The organism is Winogradskyella ludwigii (assembly GCF_013403985.1).
Lineage (GTDB): Bacteria > Bacteroidota > Bacteroidia > Flavobacteriales > Flavobacteriaceae > Winogradskyella > Winogradskyella ludwigii.
Window position 1 is genome coordinate 106,234 of record NZ_JABFDF010000006.1, and the last position, 25,662, is coordinate 131,895.

Here is a 25,662-nt window from a genome sequence, read left to right on the forward strand (position 1 = left end):
TTATGAAAACTATAGACAGCATACCAATGACCAAAATATCTAGAGCAACTAAATTAGTTTCTACTGGAGCCAAAGTTGGTGTGAATTACCTAAAGTATTATGGAGATAAAATGGTAAACTCTAAAGAAGATGCCAAAGAACGTCTCAATAAAAATAATGCAGAAGATATTTACGACAGCCTTAAAACATTAAAAGGTAGCGCACTTAAAGTTGCACAAATGTTAAGCATGGAAAAAAGCATATTGCCACAAGCTTATGTAGAGAAATTTTCGTTATCTCAATTTTCCGTACCACCATTATCACCACCTTTAGTTATAAAAACATTTAAAAAATACTTTGGTAAACATCCCGAAGATATATTTGACACTTTCAACGCAACTTCAGTAAATGCTGCCAGTATTGGCCAAGTCCATATTGCAGAGAAGAATGGGAAAAAATTTGCTGTGAAAATCCAATATCCTGGAGTTGCAGAAAGTATCGCGTCAGATTTAGCTTTGGTTAAACCCATTGCAATTAAAATGTTTAATATTAAAGGAAAAGATTCTGATAAATATTTTAAAGAGGTTGAAAACAAACTTACCGAAGAAACTAATTACATCCTAGAAATAGAACAAAGTAAAGCAGTTGCTGAAGCTTGCGAACATATTCCTAATCTTAAATTTCCAAAATATTATGAGGAATTTTCTTCTGAGCGTATTATCACAATGGATTACATGAAAGGCGAACACCTTTCGGAATTTGTAGCACATAATACTAGTCAAGAACTTTCGAATCAATTAGGGCAAGCACTTTGGGATTTTTACATGTTTCAAATTCATAACCTTCGTAAGGTACATGCTGATCCTCATCCTGGTAATTTCTTAATATCTGAATCTGGTGATTTAATTGCACTCGATTTTGGTTGTATGAAAACGATTCCAGAAGATTTTTACATTCCATATTTTGAATTAGCAGAAAAAGAATGCATTGAAAACCCGAAGTTATTTACTGAAAAACTCTATGAATTAGAAATTTTAAGAACCGATGATTCTGAAGAAGAAATAAAATTCTTCAGCGCCATGTTTCATGAATTATTAAGCTTGTTTACAACACCTTTCCATGTTGAAGAATTCGATTTTTCAGATCCTGAATTTTTCAATCGTATTTCAGAAATGGGACAACGCTATTCAAAAAGTACAGAATTAAAGAATATGAATGGTAACAGAGGCTCTAAACACTTTATTTATATCAATAGAACCTTCTTTGGATTGTATAATTTAATGTTCGATTTAAAAGCTGAAAATGTGCAAATAAACAATTTCAAAAATTTATAGATGTTAGAATTCAGCAGTGAAGACATTGACGAAATGGAGCATTTATACAGAATAAACCTAATTAATAGTTGTTCTGGTTACAAGTCTGCCAACCTCATTGGCACAAAAAGCGAAGATGGTTTTAGTAACCTTGCTATATTTAGTTCAATCACACACTTAGGTTCTAATCCTGCTTTGTTAGGTTTCTTTTTAAGACCAACAACTGTGATACGCAACACCTATTCTAATATTAAAGCAACAGGAAAATACACGATTAATCATGTGCATTCTGAAATTATAGAAGATGCACATCACACATCTGCCAAATACGATTCAGATATTTCAGAATTTGATGTGACACGATTAACCGAAGATTATAAGGATGATTTTTTAGCACCATTTGTAAAGAACTCACCTGTGCAAATGGCCATGCAATTTGTAGAAGAATATCCAATTGCTGCAAACAATACCATTCTTGTTATCGGTAAAATTGAAAAATTATTCATTGACAATACGCTCATTGAAGACGATGGTTTTGTAAATTTATCTAAAGGTAATATAGCGACCATAAATGGTTTAGATGGTTACGCTATACCTCAATTAAAAACACGTTTAGAATACCAACGACCAAAATCACAATTTGCAAATCTTACAGACTAATGAAAATACTCATCACAGGCACAACTGGTTACATCGCTAAAAGATTAGCGCTTCAACTATTAGAAGACAAGCACGAGTTGGTGTGTTGCGTCCGTGATTTAAGTCGTATTCCAGATGAAATTGAAGACAATCCCTTGTGTTCTTTTATAAAAGTAGACTTTTTAGAGCCAGAAGCTGCTGAGATTCCAAAAGATATAGATGCCGCGTATTATCTCATTCACTCTATGTCTACAGGTTCTGATGATTTTGAAGATTTAGAACAAAAATGTGCTCAAAATTTTAAAAATTTAGTAGAACCAACGCAATGCAAACAAGTTATTTATTTAAGTGGAATTGTAAATGACACATCACTTTCTAAACACTTAAAATCGAGATTACAAGTAGAAAACACTTTACAATCTGATAAATATGCTTTAACAACATATAGAGCAGGAATTATTGTAGGTAGCGGAAGTGCTTCTTTTGAAATTATAAGAGATATCGTAGAAAAGTTGCCTTTTATGATTACACCAAAATGGCTCAACACAAAAACACAACCTTTAGCCATTAGAGATGTTTTAAACTTTTTAGCTGGTGGCTTAGGCAAAGAAGAGTTATATAACCATTCTTTTGATATTTTCGGTCCAGAGGTTTTGACTTACAAAGAAATGCTACTTCAATTTGCAGAAGTAAGAGGCTTTAAACGATATATCGTAACGCTTCCTGTTTTAACACCCAAACTCTCTTCGTATTGGTTATACTTTGTAACCTCTACATCTTTTAAATTAGCTGCAGCTTTAGTAGATAGTATGAAGGTTGAAGTCATTGGGAAACCAAGTAAAATCAATGAAATTATTGGCATAAAACCCATGGATTATAAAACGGCTGTGGATTTAGCTTTTCAAAAAATAGAACAAAATGCTGTCATATCTAGCTGGAAAGATGCTGTAAGTAGCGGACGCTTTAAAGACCAACTATCTAAACATATAGAGCTACCACAATACGGTTGTTTTACAGATGAAAAAAAACGCCCTGTCACAGATGAAGAATATACTTTAAATAAAATTTGGGGTATTGGAGGACGAAACGGCTGGTACAGTTTTAATGGACTCTGGAAAATTAGAGGCTACATGGATAAACTATTTGGTGGTGTAGGTTTGAGACGAGGACGTACAAGCGACACGTATTTAGAAGCTGGTGATGCATTAGATTTTTGGCGTGTATTATACGCTAGTAAAGAAGAAAAAAGACTTTTACTTTTTGCAGAAATGCGATTACCAGGCGAAGCTTGGCTCGAGTTTAAAATTGTAAAAGGCCAATTACACCAACGTGCCGTTTTTAGACCAAAAGGACTTTGGGGACGCTTATACTGGTATGCTGTTTTACCGTTTCATGCTTTTGTATTTAATGGTATGATTAACGCCTTGGTAAAAAAATGAAAGGTGTAAAAAAAGCTAATCTTCCCACAAAATTATGTCCTGTTTGTAACCGACCTTTCTCTTGGCGCAAAAAATGGGAAAAGAACTGGAACGATGTAAAATATTGTAGTGAAAAATGCAGAAGACAAAAAACAATAGCAATTTAGTATGGTTTAGAAATGATTTAAGAACCATTGATAATGCCGTTTTAATTGAAGCTCAAAAAAATGGCACCAAAGTTATTGCTGTCTATTGTTTTAACCCGCTTCACTTCTCTTTTGATAAATTCGGGTTTAAAAAAACAGAAAAATTTAGAGCTAAATTCTTGATAGAAACTGTAACTGATTTAAAAACTCAATTAAAAAAATTCAATATTGAATTATTAGTTTTTCATGCCCAACCAGAAGAGGTTATTCCAAAAGTATGCGAAACTCACAACGTTAATCACATTTTTCTTCAAAAGGAATGGACAGAAGAGGAAATTAGCACTGAAAATGGAGTAAAATCTAAGCTTAAAAATATAAACTGGCATTCTATCTACAATCAGTTTTTGTACCATCCTGATGATATAAATTTTGATATTTCAGAAATACCACAAGTATTCACAAACTTTAGAAAAGCTGTTGAAAAGCAAAGTAAAATTCAAACAGAATTAAGTTTAAAAAAGTTACCTGAATCAAACCGAATTGAGAATAACACCAGCATACCAACACTTAAAGATTTAGGGTTTGAAGATTTTGAAATAAATACTAACTCTGCTTTTCCATTTAAAGGAGGAGAAACTGAAGCTCATAAACGACTAAACGATTATTTTTTCAATACTAAAAAACTAGGATTTTATAAAAAGACGAGAAATGGATTAGTTGGTATTGACTATAGCTCAAAGTTTTCTGCATGGCTTGCAAATGGTAGTCTTTCTGCTAAAACAATTTACTGGCAAGTCAAACAATTTGAGAAAGAGCATTATAAAAACCAGTCGACCTATTGGTTAATTTTTGAATTGATTTGGCGCGATTATTTTAAATACATTTCATTAAAACATGGCAGTCATATTTTTAAATTAGAAGGGATTCTTCAAAAAGAGTACACTTGGAAAACTGACCAAAATTCTATTCAAAACTGGATAAATGGAGAAACAGCATCTGATTTTGTAAATGCCAACATGCTCGAATTAAAAAACACAGGTTGGATGAGCAACAGAGGACGACAGAACGTAGCATCCTATTTTGCCAAATCCTTAGAGCTCGATTGGCGTATTGGTGCTGCTTATTTTGAGTCACTCCTACTCGATTATGACGTGCATAGTAATTATGGCAATTGGATGTATGTTGCAGGAGTTGGCAATGACCCAAGAGACAGAACATTCAATGTTCAATTGCAAGCAGAACGTTACGATCCCAATGGAAAATTTAGAAACTTATGGCTACAACCTCGTTTATTTTAATTAAAAAAGTAAAAAGCTACAATCAATGAAAACATTAAGACTCATACTAGGTGACCAACTCAATTCTAAACACTCATGGTTTACAGAAACCAATGAGAACGTTACCTATTGCCTATTTGAAATGCGACAAGAAACAGATTATGTAACGCATCATATTCAAAAAGTAATTGGCTTTTTTGCTGCTATGAGAAGTTTTGCTGAAGAACTTCAATCCAATGGTCACAATGTGATTTACTTCAAAATTAATGATACAAATAACACTCAGAGTTTAGTCGAAAATCTTTCAAAATTAATTAAAGACTACACTATTCAATGTTTTGAATATCAATTACCTGATGAATACCGTTTAGATGAACAATTAACCACATTTTGCAAATCATTAGGTATTGAAACGAATACTTATGATTCCGAACATTTTTACACTTCTAGATACGAACTAAAAGAATTCTTTGAAGGTAAAAAGACGTATCTCATGGAAAACTTTTATCGCAACATGCGTAAAAAGCATGAAGTATTAATGGAAGGTAAACAACCTGAAGGAGGCAAGTGGAATTACGATAAAAGCAACAGAAAAAAATGGAAAGGCAAGCCCGAAATCCCACATTACAAATGGTTTATTAATGATGTTTCAGAAATTGTTTCAGACATTAAGAAAGCCGGCATAAAAACCATTGGTCGCTTTAAAACAGAGACGTTTAGTTATCCTATAAACAGAAATCAAGCTCTTGAGCAGCTCAATTATTTCTGTGAGCATTTATTAATTCGTTTTGGTGATTACCAAGATGCGATGCATACAGACCAAGTTTATTTATTTCATTCGCGTATTTCCTTTGCTATGAATATTAAACTGATTAGTCCCAAGGAAGTTATAGACACTGTGATTGATTATTACTACGACCATAAATCTGAAATAGACATCTCTCAAGTCGAAGGTTTTGTGCGACAAATTATTGGCTGGCGAGAATATATGCGAGGTATGTATTGGACATTAATGCCAGATTACAAATCTGAAAATCACTTAAAAAACACCAATAAACTTCCAGATTTTTTCTGGACAGGCAACACAAAAATGAATTGCCTAAAGCAGAGCATCAATAATTCTTTAGATAATGCTTATGCGCATCACATACAGCGTTTAATGATAACAGGAAATTATGTCTTATTAACTCAAATTCATCCAGACGAAGTAGACGCTTGGTATTTGGGTATCTATGCAGATGCTATAGAATGGGTGCAATTAACCAATACTAGAGGTATGAGTCAATTTGCAGATGGCGGAAAAATTGCGACAAAACCCTATGTCTCTTCAGGCAGTTACATTGACAAAATGAGTAACTATTGCGATAAATGTCACTACAACAAAAAAGAAAAAACAACAGACAATGCGTGTCCTTTTAATAGCTTGTATTGGAATTTCTTAGATGATAAACGCTCTATTTTAGGAAATAACAGACGCATGGCAATTATGTATAGTTTATTAGACAAAATGGACAAAAGTCAACTCAATAGTATGAAAGAACGTGCCGCTGCCATTATAGAAAATCCAGATGAATACTAACAGAGAACATATCAATGTGGTTTGGTTAAAACGCGATTTGCGTCTTCAGGATAATGAAGCTATTTCTAATGCTTTAAAATCTGGTAAACGCACACTAATTATCTATGTCTTTGAGCATTTATTATTAAACGATGTGCATTATAGCGAACGTCATTTTAATTTCATAAAAGAATCTATTCAAGATATCAATAAACAACTTTCAGCATATAATTCTAAAGTGCTAACCGTTACTAGCGACATTTCAAGTACATTTAATCAGTTACAAGAATTTTATAGAATTAAAACCATTTATTCTCATGTTGAAACAGGCTTATTAGTGACCTACGATAGAGATAAAGAATTTATACGCTATTGCAGAAATAATTTCATCACTTGGAAAGAATCTAAGAACAATGGTGTTGAACGTGGCATTGTAAACAGAGACCATTGGTTTGATAATTGGGAAACCTATATGACGAGTCATTTGGAAGTGTTTCAACCTTCAGAAAATCAACTGTTGAATATTTCTGAAATTGAACACTTAGAACAGTTGTTTTCCGTAACAGATTTACACACACCTGACGTTACAAAGTTTCAAAAAGGAGGAACAACTATAGGTTGGAAATACGCAAATTCATTTTTTGAAAGTCGACATAAAAATTACATGTCTAATATTTCAAAACCAGAAGCCTCAAGAAGCAGTTGCAGTCGTATTTCACCTTATATAGCTTGGGGAAATTTATCTATTCGTCAAGTTTTTCAAAAAGCACAAGAATTAAAAGTCAAAACATCAAACCATAAACATATTGGTGCTTTTATTTCACGTTTACGTTGGCAAGCGCATTTTATTCAGAAGTTTGAAATGGAACATACCATGGAAAACGCAAGTGTTAACAAAGGCTATCATAAACTCAAAAAAACATTATCTATAAATTACCAAAATGCTTGGAAAGAAGGTCAGACTGGTTTCCCATTAGTAGATGCTTCAATGCGTTGTTTAATTGAAACTGGTTACGTTAATTTTAGAATGCGTGCCATGTTGGCATCTTTCTTTACTCACATACTTTGGCAACCATGGCAGTTTGCAACCACACACCTATCTCAACAGTTCTTAGATTTTGAACCTGGTATTCATTTTCCGCAATTGCAAATGCAAGCGGGCGAAACTGGTATTAATAATCTAAGAATTTATAACCCAACACTCAATGGATTAAAGCACGATCCTGAAGCTTTATTTATTAAAAAATGGGTTCCAGAATTAGCACATTTAGACACACCATTTATCCATGAACCTTATCTAATGACTGTGTTAGAGCAAGGACTGTACAACTTTAAACTTGGTGAAGATTATCCGTTGCCAATAGTAGACATAAAGGAAAACCGTAAACTCGCCAGCGATATTCTTTGGAATATGAAAAACGATTCGGAAGTGATGAGTGAAAGTTTCAGAATATTAAAACGACATACCTTACAGGACAGAAAGCGTATGTTAAGAAGCGATTAAATACCTTACCACATAGGCTTAAGCCTTATAGTCATAATTATCTGTTAATTTTTGTTTAACTATATAAGTGTATCGTTAAACATTCTGTATATTTGAACAGATATGATACTGAACACCACACATTCTAACACCGAACACAAACAGATTATTGCTGACTTAGTTGGCAGTTCTTTTAGTTTGGTACAGAAATTGAAAATGAATGGTATAGGTTCTAAACGGATGATTATTGATAAAGTGAGTCCAAATATGCAATCGATGATGAATTTGGTTTCTGATATTAATTACGGAAATATTGAATTGAGACCTAAAGGCATTTTGGTAAGAATTAACAAAGGATTAAAAAACTTTACGTGGATTATTCCTTATTACCATCTCGTTATATATAAAATCAATGGATCTAGCATACATGCACAAGGAAAATTTGTGCATTTTAGAGCGAGTAAAACTTTTAAAGAAAACAAAAAGTTTTTTGACAAGTTAATGGATGAGAAGATAAAGTACGATATGCAATACGCAATGCCTCAAGACCTATGAATTTAGAACTAAAAGACATTGATAGAATTATTGAAATGGCATGGGAAGATAGAACACCCTTTGATGCTATTACTTTTCAATTCAAATTAAAAGAACAAGAGGTTATTAATTTAATGAGACGTGAATTAAAGCCAAGTAGTTTTAGATTGTGGCGCAAACGCGTGCAAGGCAGAGCTACTAAACACAGTAAAAAAAGAACGTTTGACGAAGGCAGATTTAAATGCTCTAGACAAAGAACAATATCAAATAACTCTATTTCAAAACGTTAAACCGTGCTTTGATTTAAGTTTGGAGTACTTAAAGACAGCACATTAAAAAGATTTTATGATTAAAGAAATCATTTCCAAAAAAAATAATCAAAACCTAGACTCTTTTAGTAATGAAGACATAGGAGACGATCATTTAAGTACAGGTATAGACACACCTATGAAGCCCAATGCTTTTGAAATGTCTAATACAGAAAAAAAAGAACGGATCTCAATATTATTTTCAGAAATAATGGATGTTATGGGTCTAGATTTAACCGACGATTCATTAAAAGGCACACCAGATCGTGTTGCTAAAATGTATGTTGAAGAAATATTTTCTGGTTTAGATCCCGAAAATAAACCTAAAGTTACACTTTTTGATAATAAGTATAAGTACAACCAAATGCTTTTAGAAAAAAACATTACTTTTTATTCTAATTGCGAGCATCATTTTGTTCCGATCATAGGAAAAGCACATATTGCATACAAATCTTCAGGAAAAATCATTGGATTGTCAAAAATAAATCGTATTGTGCAATATTATGCAAAACGACCTCAAGTTCAGGAGCGTTTAACAAATCAAATTGCAAACGAACTTAAAACTGTTTTAGAAACAGAAGATGTTGCTGTAATTATTGATGCAAAACACTTATGCGTCTCTTCAAGAGGTGTACAAGATGATACGTCAACTACAGTAACAACATATTATGGAGGAGAATTTGATAATGCCTCAAAAATTTTAGAATTACAAAACTATTTAAACAATTAAGCTATGGATATATTAGAGAAAGCTTCAGAATTTGAAAACAGAAAATTTTCATTTAAAACAACAAGTGACAGAATTTTAGCGGCTAGAGAGGCTAAAGATTTAATATTAGAAGTCAACGAATTATATAAGAAAGAGAAGGATGCTAAACTTATGGATATAATGAAACGTCTTACTGTTATAAAGCAAAAAATTGAAAAACGATTAAAAGGCAGACCTTTAACAGCAACATCTTAAGATATACAAGATGAAAAGATTAATAGTTATCGGAGGAAGCAAAGGTATTGGTAATGCCATTATCTCATCTTTGCTTTCTTCCTATGATGAAATTGTAAACATTAGCCGTACAGCACCAGAGGAGTCACATCCCAATTTAAAACATTATAGCTGTGACATTCTCAATGACGAATTACCAGAACTAGATGAAGCTGATGGCTTAGTATATTGTCCAGGAAGCATTAATCTTAAACCCATCAATCGCTTAAGTGTTGATGATTTTAAAAATGACTTTGACATTAATGTCATTGGTGCAGTTAAAGCAATTCAGAAATATATACCTGCTTTAAAAAACGGAAACAAACCTTCAATAGTTCTCTTTAGTACTGTTGCTGCCAAATTAGGAATGCCTTTTCACGCAAGTGTAGCCGCTTCTAAATCTGCAGTAGAAGGATTAACTAAATCTTTGGGTGCAGAATTAGCACCAGGAATACGAGTAAATGCTATAGCACCAACAGTAACAGATACTGAGTTAGCTTCAAAATTACTGCGTAACGAAAGGATGATTGAGAACATGAATGAACGTCATCCTCTAAAAAAGTTCCTACAACCAAAAGAAGTTGCAGATATGGCTGGTTTTTTATTATCAGAAAAGGCGGCTTCTATGTCAGGTCAAATATTTGAAATGGACTGCGGAATCGTAAGTTTCAAATTGTAAAACACACATAATTTATTTTAAAATAACGATATGATAGCTACTGCTACGCAATCCGTGTACAATATAAAGATTGATAGCCTTCAAGGTGATCCCATAGATTTAGGACGCTTTAAAGGTAAAAAAATACTGATTGTAAATGTGGCTTCAAAATGTGGATTTACATCTCAATATAGAGACCTACAAGCGCTTCAAGATAAGTATATAGAATCGTTAGTTATTATTGGTGTTCCATGTAATCAATTTGGAGAACAAGAGCTAGGCAGTGCGAGTGACATACAAGAGTTTTGTAAAGTTAACTATGGTGTTTCTTTTTTAATGACAGAAAAAATTAATGTGAAAGGTGCTCATAAACACCCTTTGTATACTTGGCTAACAGAGAAATCTCTAAACGGTAAACAAACCACTACTATCAAATGGAACTTTCAAAAATATTTAATAGATGAAAATGGTAATTTTTTAGATTACTTCTATTCTATTACAAACCCTTCGAGTTCTCGATTATTAAAATATTTAAAATAAAAAATTATGTTCGGACTTTTTAAGAAAACAACTGAAGTAGAAAAGCTTTCAAAACAATATGAAAAACTGATGGCAGATTGGCATAAGCTCTCTACAACTAACAGAGGCGAGAGCGACAAAAAATATGCTGAAGCTCAAATAATTATGGATAAAATTGAACAACTAAAAAAAGCTTAGCTTGAAAAACATTTATCTTGTTTTACTATTTCTTTTCATAAATTTTGGCGGCCTTGCCCTTGGACGATGGTTTATGGGAGACGCTGTGACAGGCGTATGGTATACCAACTTAAACAAAGCCCCTTGGACACCACCTGGTTGGGTTTTTGGTGCAGCATGGACCTTAATAATGGTTTGCTTTTCAGTGTATTTAAGTTATTTATTTTCTATTAGAAACTCAAAAGTTGTCATCACGTTATATGTTATTGCAGTGATTCTTAATGTGAGTTGGAATTACCTATTTTTTAATCAGCATTTAACAACATTGGCATTTATTAATATTATCTGTTTAACGTTGCTTATCACCTACTTCTTCATCACGTTTGGAGACGACAAATTATGCCACTTAAAATATCTATTAATGCCTTATATCATTTGGCTGTGTATTGCAACATCGCTAAACGGTTACGTTCTGTTTAATAATTAGTATTTATAACAATCCACAACGCTAACACACATTTTTAATTTATTTACTTCAATTATCTAGGAAATGAAAATATACACGTTACACAAGAAACAAAATTTACCAATCACAATAGATCAGGCTTGGGAATTTTTATCGAGTCCTGCAAACTTAAAAACCATCACACCAGATTATATGAGTTTCGACATCCTTTCTGGTGCAGACAGACCTATGTTTCCAGGTCAAATTATTCAATATATAGTGACACCTGTTTTAGGTATAAAAACAAAATGGGTAACAGAAATCACGCATGTTAAAGACAAAGAATATTTTGTAGACGAGCAACGTTTTGGACCTTATGCACTTTGGCATCACAAACATTTTATAAAAGAAATTGAAGGTGGTGTAGAAATGGAAGATATTATAGATTACAAAGTACCAATGGGTATTTTAGGACAGCTTGTGCATCCTATTATCGTTAAACCTAAATTGGAAGAAATTTTTAAATACAGAACAACAAAGTTGGAAGAACTATTTGGCAAATATTAAATCAATAGTAACAAATCGTTTAAAGTTGAAATTAGAGTAGATATTATGAGTAAAAAAATAAACATTTTCTGGTTTAGGAGAGATTTAAGATTAGATGATAATCTAGGTTTTTTTGAAGCCTTAAAAGCCGAACATCCAGTACTTCCTATTTTCATATTTGATACTAAAATTTTAGATCAGCTACCAAAAGATGATGCTCGTGTTACTTTTATTCATGAAACACTTCAACACTTAAGACAAACACTACAAGACGAACATAAAAGTAGCATTGCTTTATACAAAGGTGAACCCATAGAAATCTATAAACAGTTAGTTCAAGATTATGATATTGAAACTGTTTTTACAAATCACGATTACGAACCTTACGCAACCGAACGTGATACCGAGATTAAAACACTTTTAGGTGATAATAATATTGAGTTTAAAACTTACAAAGATCAAGTCATTTTTGAAAAAAGCGAGATTGTAAAAAAAGATGGAAAGCCTTATATGGTTTACACACCTTACATGCGTAAATGGAAAGAAAAGTTTAGAACCATTGATTTAGAAATTTTCTATACCAATTCCTATTTAAGTAATTTAATAGAGCATAGCAGATTACCTAATTTAACCTTATCTGATATTGGATTTGAAAAATCGAATCAAGACGTGTTAGATTACGACGTTACACCAACTTTAATTCAAACCTACGAAGCCACACGAAACTTTCCGGCTCAAGATTCCACATCGCGTTTAGGGCCGCATTTGAGATTTGGAACGGTAAGTATTAGAAAAATGGTTAAAAAAGCTATTGCTGAAGAGAATGAAATATTTTGGCAAGAGCTAATTTGGCGGGAATTTTTCACACAAATACTTTGGCATTTTCCACATACAAAAAATGAAGCCTTTAAACCTAAGTACGACAGAATTGAATGGCGTTATAACGAAACCGAATTTAAAGCGTGGTGTAAAGGTGAAACTGGATATCCTTTGGTAGATGCGGGAATGCGCGAACTGAATGCCACTGGTTTTATGCACAACAGAATACGAATGCTTGTAGGTAGTTTTCTTTGCAAACACTTATTAATGGATTGGAGATTAGGTGAAGCTTATTTTGCTGAAAAATTACACGATTATGATATGGCCAGCAATGTTGGCAACTGGCAATGGGTTGCGGGTTCTGGAGTAGATGCTTCGCCTTATTTTAGAATTTTTAATCCTACAACACAGATTGATAAATTTGACAAAAATCATGAATACATAAAGCAATGGGTTCCAGATTACCAAGAACTCACCTATCCTAAACCTATTGTAGAACACAAAGCAGCACGTGAGCGTTGCTTAAAAACCTACAAAGCGGCCTTAAATTAAAGAACGGCATCAACAAACAACTTAAAAAGACTTCGCAGTATTGTTAATTTTTTGATTTTAATTTAAAACATTACTTTTATTTTAACAAAGCACTGAAGTTTTTGTTAACTTTAAAGCACTAATCTTAAATTAATACGACTATGAATACTTGGGGAGTTGCAAGAAAATGGAAAGAGATGTGCGAACAAGGTAAAAACCTAGAATGCATTAACGAACTCTACGCCGAAAATGTCGTTAGCAAAGAAATGCCAGGTATGCCTGGAGAAGTCGTTTCTGGGAGACAGAACGTGTGGAACAAGAGTAAAGAATGGTTAGAAAGTGTTGAAGATTTTCATGCAAGTAGCATCAGTGATCCTTTAGTTGCAGGGAATTTTTTTACGGCCAAAATGGATTTTGATTGTACTTTTAAGGAACGTGGAAGACAGAAAATGGAAGAGGTTTGTGTGTACGAAGTAAAAGACGGAAAAATTACGAGTGAACAATATTTTTATTCCATGGAATAATAATTATTATAGGTTTTAATTACAGAAACTAAAAAAGCTTCAAGATAAACTTGAAGCTTTTTTTATATACTTATAGAAAAAGAATTTTAGTTTCCTTCTACACGTTCAATCTTAGCACCAATGGCTCTTAAACGCTCATCAATGTTTTCGTAACCACGATCTATTTGTTCAATATTATGAATTATAGAAGTTCCCTTTGCAGATAAAGCTGCAATTAATAATGAAACTCCGGCTCTAATATCTGGTGAAGTCATTGTTGTCGCTTTCAACGTAGATTTAAAATCATACCCAATAACCGTTGCTCTATGCGGATCACAAAGAATAACCTTGGCTCCCATGTCAATTAATTTATCGACAAAGAACAAACGACTTTCAAACATTTTCTGATGCACAATCGCTTCGCCTCTCGCTTGTGTTAAAACGGTAAGGATAATACTTAACAAATCTGGTGTAAATCCAGGCCATGGAGCATCTGAAATGGTTAAAATTGAACCATCGATATAATTTTGAACTTCGTAACCATCTGTATGTGCAGGAATATGAATATCATCTCCCTGACGTTCCACTGTAATTCCTATTTTTCTAAAAACACTTGGTATTACACCAAGATCATCCCAACTTACATTGGTAATCGTTAACTCACTCTTGGTCATTGCAGCTAAACCAATCCAGCTACCAATTTCAATCATGTCTGGTAACATTCTGTGTTCTGTTCCGCCAAGAGAATCCACTCCTTCTATGGTTAGTAAATTTGAACCAACACCAGAAATCTTAGCTCCCATGCGATTCAACATTTTACAAAGCTGTTGTAAATAAGGCTCGCATGCCGCATTATAAATTGTTGTTGTACCTTCAGCTAAAACAGCCGCCATTACAATATTAGCTGTTCCTGTTACTGAAGCTTCATCTAAGAGCATATAAGTTCCTTTCAGCTTATCTGCTTCAACACCATAAAATAAATCTTCTTTGTTATAACGGAATTTAGCTCCTAAGTCAATAAACCCCTGGAAATGCGTATCTAAACGTCTTCGCCCTATTTTATCACCACCTGGTTTTGGAATATACCCTTTACCAAAACGTGCCAATAATGGACCAACAATCATGATAGAGCCTCTTAAGCCTTTTCCGTCTTCCTTGAATTCTGCAGATTCTAAATATTTTAGATTAACATCGTCTGCCTTAAATGTGTAAGATCCTTTACCTACTTTATTGATTTTTACACCTAGCTTTTTTAATAAAGCGATAAGTTTATTGACATCAATAATATCTGGAATGTTATCTATTTTAATTTCTTCTGCAGTTAACAGTACGGCACACAAGATTTGTAACGCTTCGTTTTTTGCTCCTTGTGGCTGAATTTTACCTTTTAATCTGTGGCCACCTTCAATTTTAAATGTACTCATGCGTATTAGTAACGTTTTCTATTACTGGTATATTTTTTCTTAGAGGAAGACGTATTCTTTTTATTAGAATTGCTTTTACTGCCATACTTAGATTTAGTACGCATTAAGCTTGTAGAATCACTTAGGTCTTCTTTACTATTCTTAAGGTCAATTTTACCATCTGACAATTCAAACAAATGTCTAAAAATCAGAGAATCTTCAACAGTGTCTTTATTCCAATTAAGGAAACACTTTTTCATGTGATTTGCAATGGTATATGTTAGCGCTTCTTTTAGCTCTCCATCTTCCCAACTTACAGCAACATCGATCATAGTTTTTATGTTATTACCATAGAAACGATATTTAGGAAAATTCTGAGGATATTCTAAAGGTTCTGGTCGCGCTTGAATTTCTTCTTTGGACGGCTCTCCATAAGGAGAATCTACATCAATTTCAAAATTGGCCATAATAAACAACTGATCCCATAATTTATGCTGAAAATCTGCTACATCTCTAAGATGTGGCTGTAAATTTCCCATTACGGCAATGATTGCTTTAGCAACTTTATTGCGTTCTTCTTTTGTTTCGCGAGACTTAGCGTAATTAATCATCTTTTGTAGATGACGTCCGTATTCAGGTATAATTAAATGCTCGCGCTCTGTATTGTATTCTAATTCGTCGATCAAAATTGTAAAATGTGTAGTATATAGTTTATAAAACCTGTAGTCTATAGGTTTTGTTGCAAAGTACAAAAAAATACGAAGCCTAAAAGAAATTTAAACTCAAATTTAACGATTAGGACAGCCCAACAAATATTTAGGCAACAATAACACCTTAATAAGGTTACTATCACTTTAGTGTACTAGAAGAATACTAGAATCTTCACCTGTTAGAAGTCGTTTTGGATAGACTGTTTTTTAAAGTGAAATTACACCTTCAACGTTTTCTGATACTTCTTTATATTTCGCAATTACAGCTTCAGGATTTTTTAATCTCACATTTATAGAAACACTAGTATATTTTCCGTTTTTAGACTCTTTAGTAGTCATAACGGCTCCTAAATTATCAAAAAGAGCCTCAATATGATTAACTCCTGAACTTTCTGTAAGTACAATAAACTTATATAAATATTCCGATGGCCAAGTAGCTGTATCGTAAAGTTGTGCTTTTAATTTCTCGTAAAACTCGTCTGTTTTTTCTGAATTATCCATAATGAAATTTTTCAATTGCAAAGATACGCTTAACTTTACATTTTTATCTTTTATTTTTAAATCAAAATATAGGCAATTTGAATTCAAAAAAAGTAGTTATCGCTGGAGGTCCAGGAACTGGAAAAACCACAATTATTAATGAATTAAAAAAACGTGGCTTTATTTGTTACGATGAAATCTCTAGAGAAATCACCTTAAAAGCAAGAAAAGATGGTATAGAACAACTTTTTTTAACCGAGCCACTTTTGTTTAGCGAAAAACTCCTAGAAGGCAGAACAAAACAATTTAATGATGCTGCAAAAGAATCTGAAGCTGTTGTGTTTTTAGATAGAGGTTTACCAGATGTTATTGCTTACATGGATTATATTGGAGACAAATATCCATTGCCATTTATAGAGACTTGCGAATCTCATAAATACGATTCCATTTTTGTTTTAGCACCTTGGCAAGAAATTTTTACAAGTGATAGTGAACGTTATGAAAGCTTTGAAGAAGCTATAGATATTCACGATCATTTATTGGAAACCTACAAACGCTTTGGCTATCAATTAATTGATGTTCCTTTTGGCAGTGTAGCGTCTAGAACCGATTTTATTCTAGAGTCCTTAAATTCAAAGTAATATTACTAAAATCATGTGATTTCTCTAATTTAGATTCATATGAGTTCAGTTTAAAAATAAGCTAATACATGAAATGTAATATTAAATAGTTAAATTGGTATAATGCATCCTATAGAAGTTTTAGAGCGATACTGGAATCATACATCCTTTAGACCGTTTCAAGAAGAAATTATAACATCGGTTTTAGAACGCGATGATACGTTTGCGTTATTACCAACTGGAGGTGGAAAATCGATTTGTTTTCAAATTCCGGCTTTAATTCAAGATGGTATTTGTATTGTTGTTTCTCCTTTAGTGGCTTTAATGAAAGACCAAGTTAATACCTTAAAAGTTAAAGGCATTAAAGCAATAGCATTAACTTCTGGTATATCTTACAAAGATCTAGACACCCAATTAGACAATTGTATTTACGGCAATTACAAATTTTTATACCTCTCACCAGAACGCTTACAACAAACGTTAGTACAAGAGCGGATTCAGCAAATGAAAGTGAACTTAATTGCTGTAGACGAAGCGCACTGTATAAGTCAGTGGGGAAATGATTTCAGGCCAGCTTACAAGAATATTTCAATATTACGAGAAATGCATCCGCATGTGAATTGTATTGCTTTAACAGCTACTGCAAAACATAATGTGGTTGAAGATATTGTTGAAAATCTAGACTTCATCAATCCCAAAATCTATAAAGCGTCTTTTGCGAGACCAAATATTGCATATAATGTTAAGCATACTGATGATAAATTATTTCAGCTAGAACACCTTTTAACAACCTATTCTGGATCTTCAATTGTATATGTCAGAAACAGAAGAGCAACTACTGATATTCATAATTTCTTAACTGCTAAAGGGTTTTCTTCCACGTTTTATCATGGAGGTATTACCAATAAAGAAAAGCAAGACCGTTTGCATCAATGGACCAATGGCCAGAAAGAAATTATGGTGGCAACAACCGCTTTTGGAATGGGTATTGACAAAGCCAACGTAAAAACGGTTATTCATTTTAATTTACCCGAAAGTTTAGAAAGCTATTACCAAGAAGCTGGTAGAGCTGGTAGAAATGGCGAATTAGCACATGCCATTATTTTAAAACAACATATAGATGAAGACCGGCTTCGAAGTCAGTTTCTAAGTACACTCCCTTCCGTTGCTTTTGTAAAAACGGTTTATAATAGGCTTTGTAATTATTTTCAAATATCTTATGGTGAAGGAGAAAATACCTTACATCAATTCGATTTTAAATCCTTTTGTAGTCATTATAAATTAAAAGCAAGTATTACTTATAATGCGTTACTACTATTAGATAGAAATGCAATTATTACACTCACACAACACTTTAATTTTAGAACCAAAATTCAGTTTATAACCACTAATGCTGTTTTGTTTAAGTATTTAGAAACACATAAGGATTTAAATATTTTAACCAAAGTACTGTTAAGAACTTATGGCGGAATTTTTGATTATGAAACGAAAGTAAATCTTGGTTTAGTAACAAAAAAAGCCAATTTACCAGAACAACAAGCTATAACTCAATTACAACGTTTAGAAAAAGACGAAGTCATCAGTTTACAAATGGCAAATACAGATTCTGAAATTACGTTTTTAAAACCTAGAGAAGATGCTATTACTATAAACCCGATTGCAAAAACTATTGAACAGCAACATATGTTGAAACACCAACAAATTGAATCTGTTTTACATTATATACAAAATGATTCGGTTTGTAGAAGTCTTCAACTCCTACTTTATTTTGGAGAAAAATCGAACAAAACCTGTGGTAAATGTTCGGTTTGTATCGCAAAAGCTTCAAAAACAGCCAATACTTCAACAGCACCTGTTTCACTTCAAATTATAAAACAATTAGAAACGCAAGCATTATCTTCGCGACAATTATTGCAGCTTATTTCATGTTCTGAACAAGCGCTTCTTAAAAGTATTTCAGAATTAATAGAACTCAGAAAAATAGAATTAACACCAGCTAACACTTACATATTGCATGACAAATAAACGTGATTTACGCATTGTATTCATGGGAACACCAGATTTTGCTGTTGCCACTTTAAAAACTCTTATAGACCACAATTATAAAGTTGTTGGTGTTATTACTGCGCCAGATAAACCTGCAGGACGTGGACAAAAATTACGGGCTTCTGCAGTAAAACAATTTGCTTTAGACAACGATTTAAACATTTTACAACCTACAAATTTAAAAGCTGAATCTTTTTTAAGTGAGTTGAAAGCTTTAAACGCCAATTTACAAATTATAGTGGCATTTAGAATGTTACCAAAAGTAGTTTGGCAAATGCCAGCGTTTGGTACGTTTAATCTTCACGCGTCTCTATTACCGCAATATAGAGGTGCTGCACCAATTCATTGGGCTATAATTAATGGTGAAACAAAAACAGGAGTGACAACATTTTTTATTGATGAAAAAATTGATACTGGAGCCATTATACAACATCAGGAAACTGAAATAGGAACAAATACGACTGTTGGCGAATTGCATGACGAATTAATGGCTATAGGAAGTGAACTCGTTGTTAAAACCGTTGCGCAAATTGAAAACGATGCTGTAGCCACCGTAATTCAGCCTCAAACAGAAGATTTAAAGACCGCTTACAAGCTTAACAGAGATAATTGTAAAATAGATTGGTCGCTTCCTATTGATACGGTATTTAATAAAATTAGAGGATTAAATCCATTTCCTGCAGCTTGGTGTTATTTAGAAAATGATGATAAAAAGCCATTAAGTGTAAAAATTTATGGTGTAGAAAAGTTAGAAGAAAAACATGATTACGAAGTTGGAAAATTAATAGCATCCAAAAATGAGTTAAAAGTCGCATGTAAAGGTGGTTATATAAATATCCTAGAAATACAACTTCCAGGAAAGCGAAAAATGGAGGTGAAATCTCTTTTAAACGGGTTTAATTTTTCTGAATCGGCAAAACTGCTGTAAACCCTTATTACCATTGGTTTTATGAAAAATCGACGAAACGCATAGCCTTTATTAACAATTGCCGCAAGTTATTAACAAAAAGCCGTATTTCCCTTGCTATTACTTGTGTAGCTTAATATTCCTAATAATTTTGTCTAAACGATTTTAAGAACTAAAATTTTAAAACCGATTTTTTAATAATTTAAAACTTATATTTTATGAACAAAACAGATTTAATCAACGGAATGGCTGAGAATGCTGGTATTACTAAAGCAGCAGCAAAAAAAGCATTAGATTCTTTATTAGTTGACATCGAAGGATCTTTACAAAAAGGTAACAGAGTATCTTTAGTAGGATTTGGTTCTTGGTCAGTATCTAGAAGAGCTGCAAGAGACGGAAGAAACCCACAAACAGGAAAGACTATACAAATCAAAGCAAAAAATGTAGTAAAATTTAAGGCAGGTTCTGACTTAAGTAGTGCTGTAAACTAAACATCTTTTTGTTTAACATACTGAACCTGCTCTTAGAGCGGGTTTTTTTATGTTTAAATTTTAACAAATACGGAATCCATTCAATTATAAAAATTTATTCATTTTATAGAATTAACCCCTTCTAATAACTGAAATTAGCAACAAGTACATAAATCTCATTTCAACGATTACTCAAGATAAATGATATATTAAAATAAGTATTTGTTGTTTTTTTAACAAAAAAAACATAGATTTAGTAATATTTAAAATATTAAAACCAAAATGAGCAAACCCGAAAAAGGCAATTTACTGATTGCCGAACCATCTATTATCGGTGACATTTCATTTAATCGTGCAGTGATTCTTTTAGCAGATCACAACGCGCTAGGTTCTGTTGGCTTTATTTTAAACAAGCCTTTAGATTATAACCTTAAAGATCTTATTGAAGGTACAGAGTCTGAGTTTCCTGTTTATAATGGTGGACCTGTAGAACAAGACAATCTTTATTTTATTCATAAATCACCTATATTAATACCTAATAGCGTAGAAATATCTAATGGTATATTTTGGGGAGGAGACTTTAAAGTTGTGCTGGACTTAATTAATAATGGTGAAATTTCTAGTAATGATATTCGCTTCTTTTTAGGCTATTCTGGTTGGGACGAGCAGCAATTAGACAACGAACTAAAGTCTAACGCATGGTTAATTTCTGAAAACATCTACAATAAAGAGATTATTTCAAAGTCGTGTAACTCTTTCTGGCGCGAAAAAATGTTAGAACTTGGTGGTGACTATAGTATTTGGTCTAATGCTCCTGAAGATCCTAGTTATAATTAGTACCCTTAACTAAACTATATTAACCTCAACTTTGCATTAAGCTTTGTTATGATGCTCTGCGCAAAATCACTTCCATAGTCCTTTTTACGATACTTAGTAATTGGAATTATTCCCTTTATGACATTAGTTATAAATAATTCGTCTGCTTTTTGAAGTTCAAACGGACTAATAGACGCCTCTTCTACAACTACATTTACGTCTTTTGACAACAGTTCTAGTATTTGCTTTCGCATAACACCTTTTAGACAACCTTCTGCTAAAGGAGGTGTTTTAATGGTATCTCCTTTTACCAAGAATAAATTCCCATTTAAGGCTTCAATAACATTTTTGTCTGTATTAAGGATTAGGCAATTATCTAAATCATTTTCCTGAGCGTAAATACTACCAATTACCTGAATGGCTTTATTATTAGATTTCAATCCTGAAAGTAATCCCGGAGCTACAAAATAATCTTTATATAAATCTACAATACAGTTGGCGTTAGCATCAATGGTGTAAAATGGATTCTGATGCGGTTCTGCACTAATATTAAAAACAACTTGTGCTGTATCTGATGGCAAATACTTACCTCCTTCACCTCTATCTACATTCAGTCTAATACGAGCAGCAGCATGTAATAAATTGTTCGCTTCTAATGTTTTTAAGATTTCTGCTTCAAGGAATTCCATAGTGAAGTTCATTGGAATATCCATTCTAAGAATACGCATAGACGACATGAGTCTAAAATAATGATCTTCCCAAAAAAAGATTTTACCATTAACCACTTTTAAGGTTTCAAAAAGGGCATCACCATATTTGTAACCTCTATTGTTAACTGTGAGTTTTGAATCTGCTTCCGAAAGTAATGTACCGTTGAAATTTATCATAAAAAAAGTCTCGATTTAGTTTTAAAATTAAATCGAGACAAAGATATGATAGATTATTTTCTTAGCGCTTATGCAGAACCTAAAACTTGTTTAAGGCTAGAAATTTGATTCTCCCAAAGCATCTTTCCTTCTTCAATTTCGTCTTCTTCCGCAAAGTCAGTTATCATTAAAGAGACGTCTTTCGTGATTTCATCGACCTGTATTCTTATCTCAAAGTAGCATGAAGCCCCTTCTTCGTCATCACTTACCCAACGAAACTTAATTCGTTCGCCAGTTTTCTTACTCAACAATTTTGCTTGTTCTTCTGAGCCATCCCAGATAAAAGTAAACAGTTCTCCACGAGAATTTACGTTGTCTGCAAACCATTCTGATAAGCCTGAAGGTGTTGATATATAAGTATATATTAGTGCTGGTGATGCCTGAATCACAAACTCAATTTCATATTTTTCTTTATCGTCCATAAGTGCATTATATTATGTGCTCAATATATACAATTATACTTGAGTTTTAAACTTTAAACTAAAATTAATTTTTTTAGAAATTATTGTTTGTTGTCCTAGAAATTGTTTCTATATTTGCAGCCGCAAATACGTGTATGTTTAAATGTGTTAATTTGAACCTTTATATTGTAATTGCTAATTATGGCGAGGTAGCTCAGTTGGTTAGAGCGTTGGATTCATAACCCAGAGGTCACGAGTTCAAATCTCGTTCTCGCTACAACAGTAAAAGTCTAGTACGAAAGTGCTGGACTTTTTTTATGCGTTACGCTGAAGCGCGCTTCAAAGCGTATAAGTATAAAAAAAATCCATAGCAATGCGCTAGCATTGCGGACTTTTACTATTGTATAGCTCACCTTGAGAAGATTCAGCGAAGTTAAACGAGTAAAACAAAGCCGCAAAAGCATAAAAAAAGTCCATAACAATACGCCAGCATTATGGACTTATAAAAAAGTAAAACATTACTACGGAGATACTTTTATATCTCCATCCAATTAAAACTAAATGTGAAAGAAAGATATTAATAAATACTTACGCGCATATATATCAAAAACCCTCATAAATTAATAATGAGGGCTTTCTCGCAGCACAATTAGTAATAAGGGAATAATTAGTAATTAATGCTTAGCAAAACGTTTAAAAGCTACGATATTGTTAGAATCTTGTACACGTAACACATAAATTCCGGCTGCTAATTTAGAAATATCAAGTGTTGCTGCTCCTTTAAAGTCCATCACCCTTGAGCCAGACAAGTTATATACGGTAGCTTGAGCAACAAAAGCATCTTTTAATTGAATGTAAAGCACTCCTGACGTCGGATTAGGGTAAATGACCATCTTATTATCATCTTCTGTAAAGTCAGGTGTTCCTAATACCTCAAGGTCTATGTTATATTCCATAAGTCCAATATCAAACGTACCAACAAATACCGTTACAGAATCATCCTCAAATTTATAAGATGAAGAAGCTGCACCCACACTCAACAATTGATCGTTATAAAGTGTTGCCCACGTCTCTCCATAATCAGTAGAGTAATGCAACTCAAACAATGTAGATATACTAGTATTTGTCGTCGCTACCATAGCACCTACAGTTTCAGTTGAAAATGCAACTTTATAAATAACAGCTGTAGATTTTTGAGCCCAAGTAGCACCACCATCAGTAGACATAAAAACACCTTTATTGGTCGCCATAGCAAAAGTACCTGGCGTTAGAGGGTCTTCCTGTAAATCGAGAATGGCATCTGTAATTTCTAAAGCTTCTAAGCCTGTAGTGTTCGCCACCCAAGTGCTGCCATCATCTGTAGACACATACACTTCAATGCCTAAAGAGAGGGTAATTGTACCACTGGCATCAATTACAATACCGTTAATATAATCTACTGTAGGTAAAACAATATCTGTAACTACAACAGCATTTAAATCACTAAAATCAATCTTTTTTAATTGTGTTTCACCAGGATCATAGCCTGCAAAAGCCACAAGCATAGTTTCTGTATTTGAAGGGTAGGTAGCCAAAGCAGATACGCTATTAGTAAACACACTTAGCAATTGTGTATTATTTAAACCATTATCTGAACTCATATTAAAAGCACTTCCTATAAAGCTTGAACTAAAACTAAAAACACGATTAGCAACATTGTTATCAACAAAATAGGATGCGCCTCCTGAAGAAAACGAATTTAAAGGCATCAAATTGTAAGGAGTATCCTCTCCTGTAGTTAAGTCTCTATGTACCAAACCTTGTTGCACACCGTAGTATAAACTAGAATTGTTAACATCCGAAAAGACAGCATTAGTACCTGTACTTACAAAGTAAGGATTAGCAATAGCACTAACGGTCTCACCTCCATCGTTGGAGAACAATGGAATATAGTTAGAACTAATCACAATCTCATCAGAGTTCTGTGGGTTATAGCTGGCATTTAAACCATAATAGTAACTGTCGGTGTTATCGTATGGATAAACATAATTGACAAAAGTAGTACCTCCATCTTCTGAAATAACTAATTCATTTTCCTCTAAAACAATGATCTGTGACGGGTTGTTATCATTAAATTTAATTTTCACAATGTTGTTTAATATACCTGATGTCCAAGTAATAGGCACTAAACTAAACGTTGTACCTCCGTCTGTAGATTTATATAAATTTTCTGGTGAAGTTCCAAAACTAATACCTGTACCTACATAAATCGTTTGATCATCTGAAGGATCAAAGGCTATAGCACTTAAATTGATGCCTGCTAACGCTTCTGTAAAAGTTAGCCCTGCATCTGTAGACACAAATAAACCGCCATCAATGTCCGTACTACCATTACCTCTGGCTAAAAAAATAGTATCTGGATCTGAAGGACTTATGGCAACCTCATTCAAAAAAACCGTATCGTAATCATTTGTGTAATAAATCATATTCCAAGTGATACCTCCATCAGACGTATAAAAGGCTTTGCCCTCATTAAGAAACCCAACAGGAAAACCTGTATTAACTAACAGAACGTCCATATCGGAATCATAAAAATCGTAAGATTCAACATAAGCAAGATCAACTTGGTTTGGTAGTGCAATTACATTTTCCACAGATGCTGTAGCTAAATCATAAACTACTACGGCATTTTCTGTAGTAGTTCCTGTATAGATAGAAAAAGTAAGTTTTGTACCATCGGCTGATAGTTTTAACTGCTCAATTCTTGCACTTACTACGATGTCTAAAGAGTACAAAATAGACCAAGACGCTCCGTTATCTTCAGATACCACAATATGGTTTCCTAAGGTAATTCCGTAAATCTTATTGGGTATGTTAGCATCATAGGTTAAATCAAATATTCTACCGTAATCTGTAGCACCTGTAATTTCAACTTGAGCAAACGCGTGCTGTACTGCAAATACGAGTACCAATAAAAATAGTGTAATTGTTTTTGTCATAATGATTCGTTTTAGTGAACATCAATATTCTCCAATACTAATCACAATTACTAAATTCTTCAAACAATTA

29 protein-coding genes and 1 tRNA gene are annotated in these 25,662 nt (G+C 33.1%); 24 read left to right on the forward strand and 6 right to left on the reverse strand.

What is annotated here, in order from left to right:
- The first annotated feature begins 2 nt into the window (after positions 1 to 2).
- From HM981_RS14310 to HM981_RS14395, 18 genes are all read left to right on the forward strand, one after another.
- Positions 3 to 1,313 carry an ABC1 kinase family protein gene (locus tag HM981_RS14310; RefSeq protein WP_179339488.1) on the forward strand — a complete coding sequence of 437 codons (1,311 nt, stop codon included), beginning with the start codon at positions 3 to 5 and terminating at the stop codon, positions 1,311 to 1,313.
- A complete protein-coding gene (locus HM981_RS14315) occupies positions 1,314 to 1,952 on the forward strand; it encodes a flavin reductase family protein (protein WP_179339489.1) in 639 nt (212 codons plus the stop codon).
- Positions 1,952 to 3,370, forward strand: a complete 1,419-nt coding sequence (locus tag HM981_RS14320) for an SDR family oxidoreductase (RefSeq protein ID WP_179339490.1) — start codon at positions 1,952 to 1,954, stop codon at positions 3,368 to 3,370. Before HM981_RS14315 ends, HM981_RS14320 begins: the two co-directional genes overlap by 1 nt.
- On the forward strand, positions 3,367 to 3,516 hold the full coding sequence (locus HM981_RS14325) for a DUF2256 domain-containing protein (protein WP_179339491.1): 150 nt from the start codon (positions 3,367 to 3,369) through the stop codon (positions 3,514 to 3,516). Before HM981_RS14320 ends, HM981_RS14325 begins: the two co-directional genes overlap by 4 nt.
- Positions 3,486 to 4,793, forward strand: a complete 1,308-nt coding sequence (locus HM981_RS14330) for a DASH family cryptochrome (protein WP_179339492.1) — start codon at positions 3,486 to 3,488, stop codon at positions 4,791 to 4,793. The genes HM981_RS14325 and HM981_RS14330 overlap by 31 nt, the downstream gene beginning before the upstream one ends.
- 25 nt (positions 4,794 to 4,818) lie before the next feature.
- Positions 4,819 to 6,351 carry a cryptochrome/photolyase family protein gene (locus HM981_RS14335; protein WP_179339493.1) on the forward strand — a complete coding sequence of 511 codons (1,533 nt, stop codon included), beginning with the start codon at positions 4,819 to 4,821 and terminating at the stop codon, positions 6,349 to 6,351.
- Positions 6,341 to 7,834 carry a cryptochrome/deoxyribodipyrimidine photo-lyase family protein gene (locus tag HM981_RS14340; protein ID WP_179339494.1) on the forward strand — a complete coding sequence of 498 codons (1,494 nt, stop codon included), beginning with the start codon at positions 6,341 to 6,343 and terminating at the stop codon, positions 7,832 to 7,834. The genes HM981_RS14335 and HM981_RS14340 overlap by 11 nt, the downstream gene beginning before the upstream one ends.
- Positions 7,835 to 7,936: 102 nt before the next feature.
- Positions 7,937 to 8,368, forward strand: coding sequence for a hypothetical protein (locus tag HM981_RS14345; RefSeq protein WP_179339495.1), 432 nt, complete (start codon positions 7,937 to 7,939; stop codon positions 8,366 to 8,368).
- The gene (locus tag HM981_RS14350; RefSeq protein ID WP_179339496.1) at positions 8,365 to 8,637 is read left to right on the forward strand and encodes a TIGR03643 family protein; all 273 of its coding nucleotides are present in this window, start codon (positions 8,365 to 8,367) and stop codon (positions 8,635 to 8,637) included. Before HM981_RS14345 ends, HM981_RS14350 begins: the two co-directional genes overlap by 4 nt.
- A 55-nt stretch (positions 8,638 to 8,692) precedes the next feature.
- On the forward strand, positions 8,693 to 9,385 hold the full coding sequence (gene folE / locus HM981_RS14355) for a GTP cyclohydrolase I FolE (protein ID WP_179339497.1): 693 nt from the start codon (positions 8,693 to 8,695) through the stop codon (positions 9,383 to 9,385).
- 3 nt (positions 9,386 to 9,388) lie between these two features.
- The gene (locus HM981_RS14360) at positions 9,389 to 9,619 is read left to right on the forward strand and encodes a hypothetical protein (protein WP_179339498.1); all 231 of its coding nucleotides are present in this window, start codon (positions 9,389 to 9,391) and stop codon (positions 9,617 to 9,619) included.
- Between the two features lie 10 nt (positions 9,620 to 9,629).
- A complete protein-coding gene (locus HM981_RS14365; RefSeq protein ID WP_179339499.1) occupies positions 9,630 to 10,316 on the forward strand; it encodes an SDR family NAD(P)-dependent oxidoreductase in 687 nt (228 codons plus the stop codon).
- Between the two features lie 30 nt (positions 10,317 to 10,346).
- A complete protein-coding gene (locus HM981_RS14370; RefSeq protein ID WP_179339500.1) occupies positions 10,347 to 10,835 on the forward strand; it encodes a glutathione peroxidase in 489 nt (162 codons plus the stop codon).
- Positions 10,836 to 10,841: 6 nt separating this feature from the next.
- Positions 10,842 to 11,012 carry a Lacal_2735 family protein gene (locus tag HM981_RS14375; protein WP_179339501.1) on the forward strand — a complete coding sequence of 57 codons (171 nt, stop codon included), beginning with the start codon at positions 10,842 to 10,844 and terminating at the stop codon, positions 11,010 to 11,012.
- A 1-nt stretch (position 11,013) separates the two neighbouring features.
- Positions 11,014 to 11,478 carry a TspO/MBR family protein gene (locus HM981_RS14380; RefSeq protein ID WP_179339502.1) on the forward strand — a complete coding sequence of 155 codons (465 nt, stop codon included), beginning with the start codon at positions 11,014 to 11,016 and terminating at the stop codon, positions 11,476 to 11,478.
- Positions 11,479 to 11,541: 63 nt separating this feature from the next.
- On the forward strand, positions 11,542 to 12,003 hold the full coding sequence (locus tag HM981_RS14385; RefSeq protein WP_179339503.1) for an SRPBCC family protein: 462 nt from the start codon (positions 11,542 to 11,544) through the stop codon (positions 12,001 to 12,003).
- 45 nt (positions 12,004 to 12,048) lie between these two features.
- On the forward strand, positions 12,049 to 13,353 hold the full coding sequence (locus tag HM981_RS14390; protein ID WP_179339504.1) for a cryptochrome/photolyase family protein: 1,305 nt from the start codon (positions 12,049 to 12,051) through the stop codon (positions 13,351 to 13,353).
- A 140-nt stretch (positions 13,354 to 13,493) separates the two neighbouring features.
- On the forward strand, positions 13,494 to 13,856 hold the full coding sequence (locus HM981_RS14395; RefSeq protein ID WP_179339505.1) for a nuclear transport factor 2 family protein: 363 nt from the start codon (positions 13,494 to 13,496) through the stop codon (positions 13,854 to 13,856).
- 86 nt (positions 13,857 to 13,942) lie between these two features.
- On the opposite strand, the gene murA is transcribed toward HM981_RS14395, so the two are convergent.
- The 3 genes from murA to HM981_RS14410 all read right to left on the reverse strand — a co-directional run bounded on the left by murA (position 13,943) and on the right by HM981_RS14410 (position 16,449).
- Positions 13,943 to 15,259 carry a UDP-N-acetylglucosamine 1-carboxyvinyltransferase gene (murA, locus tag HM981_RS14400; RefSeq protein ID WP_179339506.1) on the reverse strand — a complete coding sequence of 439 codons (1,317 nt, stop codon included), beginning with the start codon at positions 15,257 to 15,259 and terminating at the stop codon, positions 13,943 to 13,945.
- Between the two features lie 5 nt (positions 15,260 to 15,264).
- Positions 15,265 to 15,924: a DUF4290 domain-containing protein gene (locus tag HM981_RS14405; protein WP_179339507.1), complete on the reverse strand. Its 660-nt coding sequence runs from the start codon at positions 15,922 to 15,924 to the stop codon at positions 15,265 to 15,267.
- 231 nt (positions 15,925 to 16,155) lie between these two features.
- A complete protein-coding gene (locus tag HM981_RS14410) occupies positions 16,156 to 16,449 on the reverse strand; it encodes a DUF493 family protein (RefSeq protein ID WP_179339508.1) in 294 nt (97 codons plus the stop codon).
- A 77-nt stretch (positions 16,450 to 16,526) separates the two neighbouring features.
- Between HM981_RS14410 and HM981_RS14415 the strand changes: the two genes are divergently transcribed.
- From HM981_RS14415 to HM981_RS14435, 5 genes are all read left to right on the forward strand, one after another.
- Complete coding sequence (locus HM981_RS14415; RefSeq protein ID WP_179339509.1) at positions 16,527 to 17,069, forward strand: AAA family ATPase; 543 nt, start codon at positions 16,527 to 16,529, stop codon at positions 17,067 to 17,069.
- Positions 17,070 to 17,171: 102 nt separating this feature from the next.
- Positions 17,172 to 19,073, forward strand: coding sequence for a RecQ family ATP-dependent DNA helicase (locus HM981_RS14420; RefSeq protein WP_179339510.1), 1,902 nt, complete (start codon positions 17,172 to 17,174; stop codon positions 19,071 to 19,073).
- Complete coding sequence (fmt, locus tag HM981_RS14425; RefSeq protein WP_179339511.1) at positions 19,063 to 20,022, forward strand: methionyl-tRNA formyltransferase; 960 nt, start codon at positions 19,063 to 19,065, stop codon at positions 20,020 to 20,022. The genes HM981_RS14420 and fmt overlap by 11 nt, the downstream gene beginning before the upstream one ends.
- A 197-nt stretch (positions 20,023 to 20,219) precedes the next feature.
- A complete protein-coding gene (locus tag HM981_RS14430; RefSeq protein ID WP_179339512.1) occupies positions 20,220 to 20,492 on the forward strand; it encodes an HU family DNA-binding protein in 273 nt (90 codons plus the stop codon).
- Between the two features lie 261 nt (positions 20,493 to 20,753).
- Positions 20,754 to 21,308, forward strand: a complete 555-nt coding sequence (locus HM981_RS14435) for a YqgE/AlgH family protein (RefSeq protein WP_179339513.1) — start codon at positions 20,754 to 20,756, stop codon at positions 21,306 to 21,308.
- Positions 21,309 to 21,322: 14 nt separating this feature from the next.
- Here the strand turns inward: HM981_RS14435 and HM981_RS14440 are convergent, their stop codons facing one another.
- Positions 21,323 to 22,174: an aminotransferase class IV gene (locus tag HM981_RS14440; protein ID WP_179339514.1), complete on the reverse strand. Its 852-nt coding sequence runs from the start codon at positions 22,172 to 22,174 to the stop codon at positions 21,323 to 21,325.
- Between the two features lie 68 nt (positions 22,175 to 22,242).
- On the reverse strand, positions 22,243 to 22,635 hold the full coding sequence (locus HM981_RS14445) for an START-like domain-containing protein (protein ID WP_179339515.1): 393 nt from the start codon (positions 22,633 to 22,635) through the stop codon (positions 22,243 to 22,245).
- Between the two features lie 182 nt (positions 22,636 to 22,817).
- On the opposite strand from HM981_RS14445, the gene HM981_RS14450 reads away from it, so the two are divergent.
- Positions 22,818 to 22,891 (forward strand) — tRNA-Met (locus HM981_RS14450).
- Between the two features lie 397 nt (positions 22,892 to 23,288).
- Here the strand turns inward: HM981_RS14450 and HM981_RS14455 are convergent.
- Positions 23,289 to 25,592, reverse strand: a complete 2,304-nt coding sequence (locus HM981_RS14455; protein WP_179339516.1) for a VPS10 domain-containing protein — start codon at positions 25,590 to 25,592, stop codon at positions 23,289 to 23,291.
- Between the last annotated feature and the right edge of the window lie 70 nt (positions 25,593 to 25,662).

What these genes read in the sequence shown, in the direction of transcription:
- HM981_RS14310 (WP_179339488.1), top strand. Translation starts at nt 3, where the DNA reads ATGAAAACTATAGACAGCATACCAATGACCAAAATATCTAGAGCAACT.
- HM981_RS14315 (WP_179339489.1), top strand. Translation starts at nt 1,314, where the DNA reads ATGTTAGAATTCAGCAGTGAAGACATTGACGAAATGGAGCATTTATAC.
- HM981_RS14320 (WP_179339490.1), top strand. Translation starts at nt 1,952, where the DNA reads ATGAAAATACTCATCACAGGCACAACTGGTTACATCGCTAAAAGATTA.
- HM981_RS14325 (WP_179339491.1), top strand. Translation starts at nt 3,367, where the DNA reads ATGAAAGGTGTAAAAAAAGCTAATCTTCCCACAAAATTATGTCCTGTT.
- HM981_RS14330 (WP_179339492.1), top strand. Translation starts at nt 3,486, where the DNA reads ATGCAGAAGACAAAAAACAATAGCAATTTAGTATGGTTTAGAAATGAT.
- HM981_RS14335 (WP_179339493.1), top strand. Translation starts at nt 4,819, where the DNA reads ATGAAAACATTAAGACTCATACTAGGTGACCAACTCAATTCTAAACAC.
- HM981_RS14340 (WP_179339494.1), top strand. Translation starts at nt 6,341, where the DNA reads ATGAATACTAACAGAGAACATATCAATGTGGTTTGGTTAAAACGCGAT.
- HM981_RS14345 (WP_179339495.1), top strand. Translation starts at nt 7,937, where the DNA reads ATGATACTGAACACCACACATTCTAACACCGAACACAAACAGATTATT.
- HM981_RS14350 (WP_179339496.1), top strand. Translation starts at nt 8,365, where the DNA reads ATGAATTTAGAACTAAAAGACATTGATAGAATTATTGAAATGGCATGG.
- folE (WP_179339497.1), top strand. Translation starts at nt 8,693, where the DNA reads ATGATTAAAGAAATCATTTCCAAAAAAAATAATCAAAACCTAGACTCT.
- HM981_RS14360 (WP_179339498.1), top strand. Translation starts at nt 9,389, where the DNA reads ATGGATATATTAGAGAAAGCTTCAGAATTTGAAAACAGAAAATTTTCA.
- HM981_RS14365 (WP_179339499.1), top strand. Translation starts at nt 9,630, where the DNA reads ATGAAAAGATTAATAGTTATCGGAGGAAGCAAAGGTATTGGTAATGCC.
- HM981_RS14370 (WP_179339500.1), top strand. Translation starts at nt 10,347, where the DNA reads ATGATAGCTACTGCTACGCAATCCGTGTACAATATAAAGATTGATAGC.
- HM981_RS14375 (WP_179339501.1), top strand. Translation starts at nt 10,842, where the DNA reads ATGTTCGGACTTTTTAAGAAAACAACTGAAGTAGAAAAGCTTTCAAAA.
- HM981_RS14385 (WP_179339503.1), top strand. Translation starts at nt 11,542, where the DNA reads ATGAAAATATACACGTTACACAAGAAACAAAATTTACCAATCACAATA.
- HM981_RS14390 (WP_179339504.1), top strand. Translation starts at nt 12,049, where the DNA reads ATGAGTAAAAAAATAAACATTTTCTGGTTTAGGAGAGATTTAAGATTA.
- HM981_RS14395 (WP_179339505.1), top strand. Translation starts at nt 13,494, where the DNA reads ATGAATACTTGGGGAGTTGCAAGAAAATGGAAAGAGATGTGCGAACAA.
- murA (WP_179339506.1), bottom strand. Translation starts at nt 15,259, where the DNA reads ATGAGTACATTTAAAATTGAAGGTGGCCACAGATTAAAAGGTAAAATT.
- HM981_RS14410 (WP_179339508.1), bottom strand. Translation starts at nt 16,449, where the DNA reads ATGGATAATTCAGAAAAAACAGACGAGTTTTACGAGAAATTAAAAGCA.
- HM981_RS14420 (WP_179339510.1), top strand. Translation starts at nt 17,172, where the DNA reads ATGCATCCTATAGAAGTTTTAGAGCGATACTGGAATCATACATCCTTT.
- fmt (WP_179339511.1), top strand. Translation starts at nt 19,063, where the DNA reads ATGACAAATAAACGTGATTTACGCATTGTATTCATGGGAACACCAGAT.
- HM981_RS14430 (WP_179339512.1), top strand. Translation starts at nt 20,220, where the DNA reads ATGAACAAAACAGATTTAATCAACGGAATGGCTGAGAATGCTGGTATT.
- HM981_RS14435 (WP_179339513.1), top strand. Translation starts at nt 20,754, where the DNA reads ATGAGCAAACCCGAAAAAGGCAATTTACTGATTGCCGAACCATCTATT.
- HM981_RS14440 (WP_179339514.1), bottom strand. Translation starts at nt 22,174, where the DNA reads ATGATAAATTTCAACGGTACATTACTTTCGGAAGCAGATTCAAAACTC.
- HM981_RS14445 (WP_179339515.1), bottom strand. Translation starts at nt 22,635, where the DNA reads ATGGACGATAAAGAAAAATATGAAATTGAGTTTGTGATTCAGGCATCA.
- HM981_RS14455 (WP_179339516.1), bottom strand. Translation starts at nt 25,592, where the DNA reads ATGACAAAAACAATTACACTATTTTTATTGGTACTCGTATTTGCAGTA.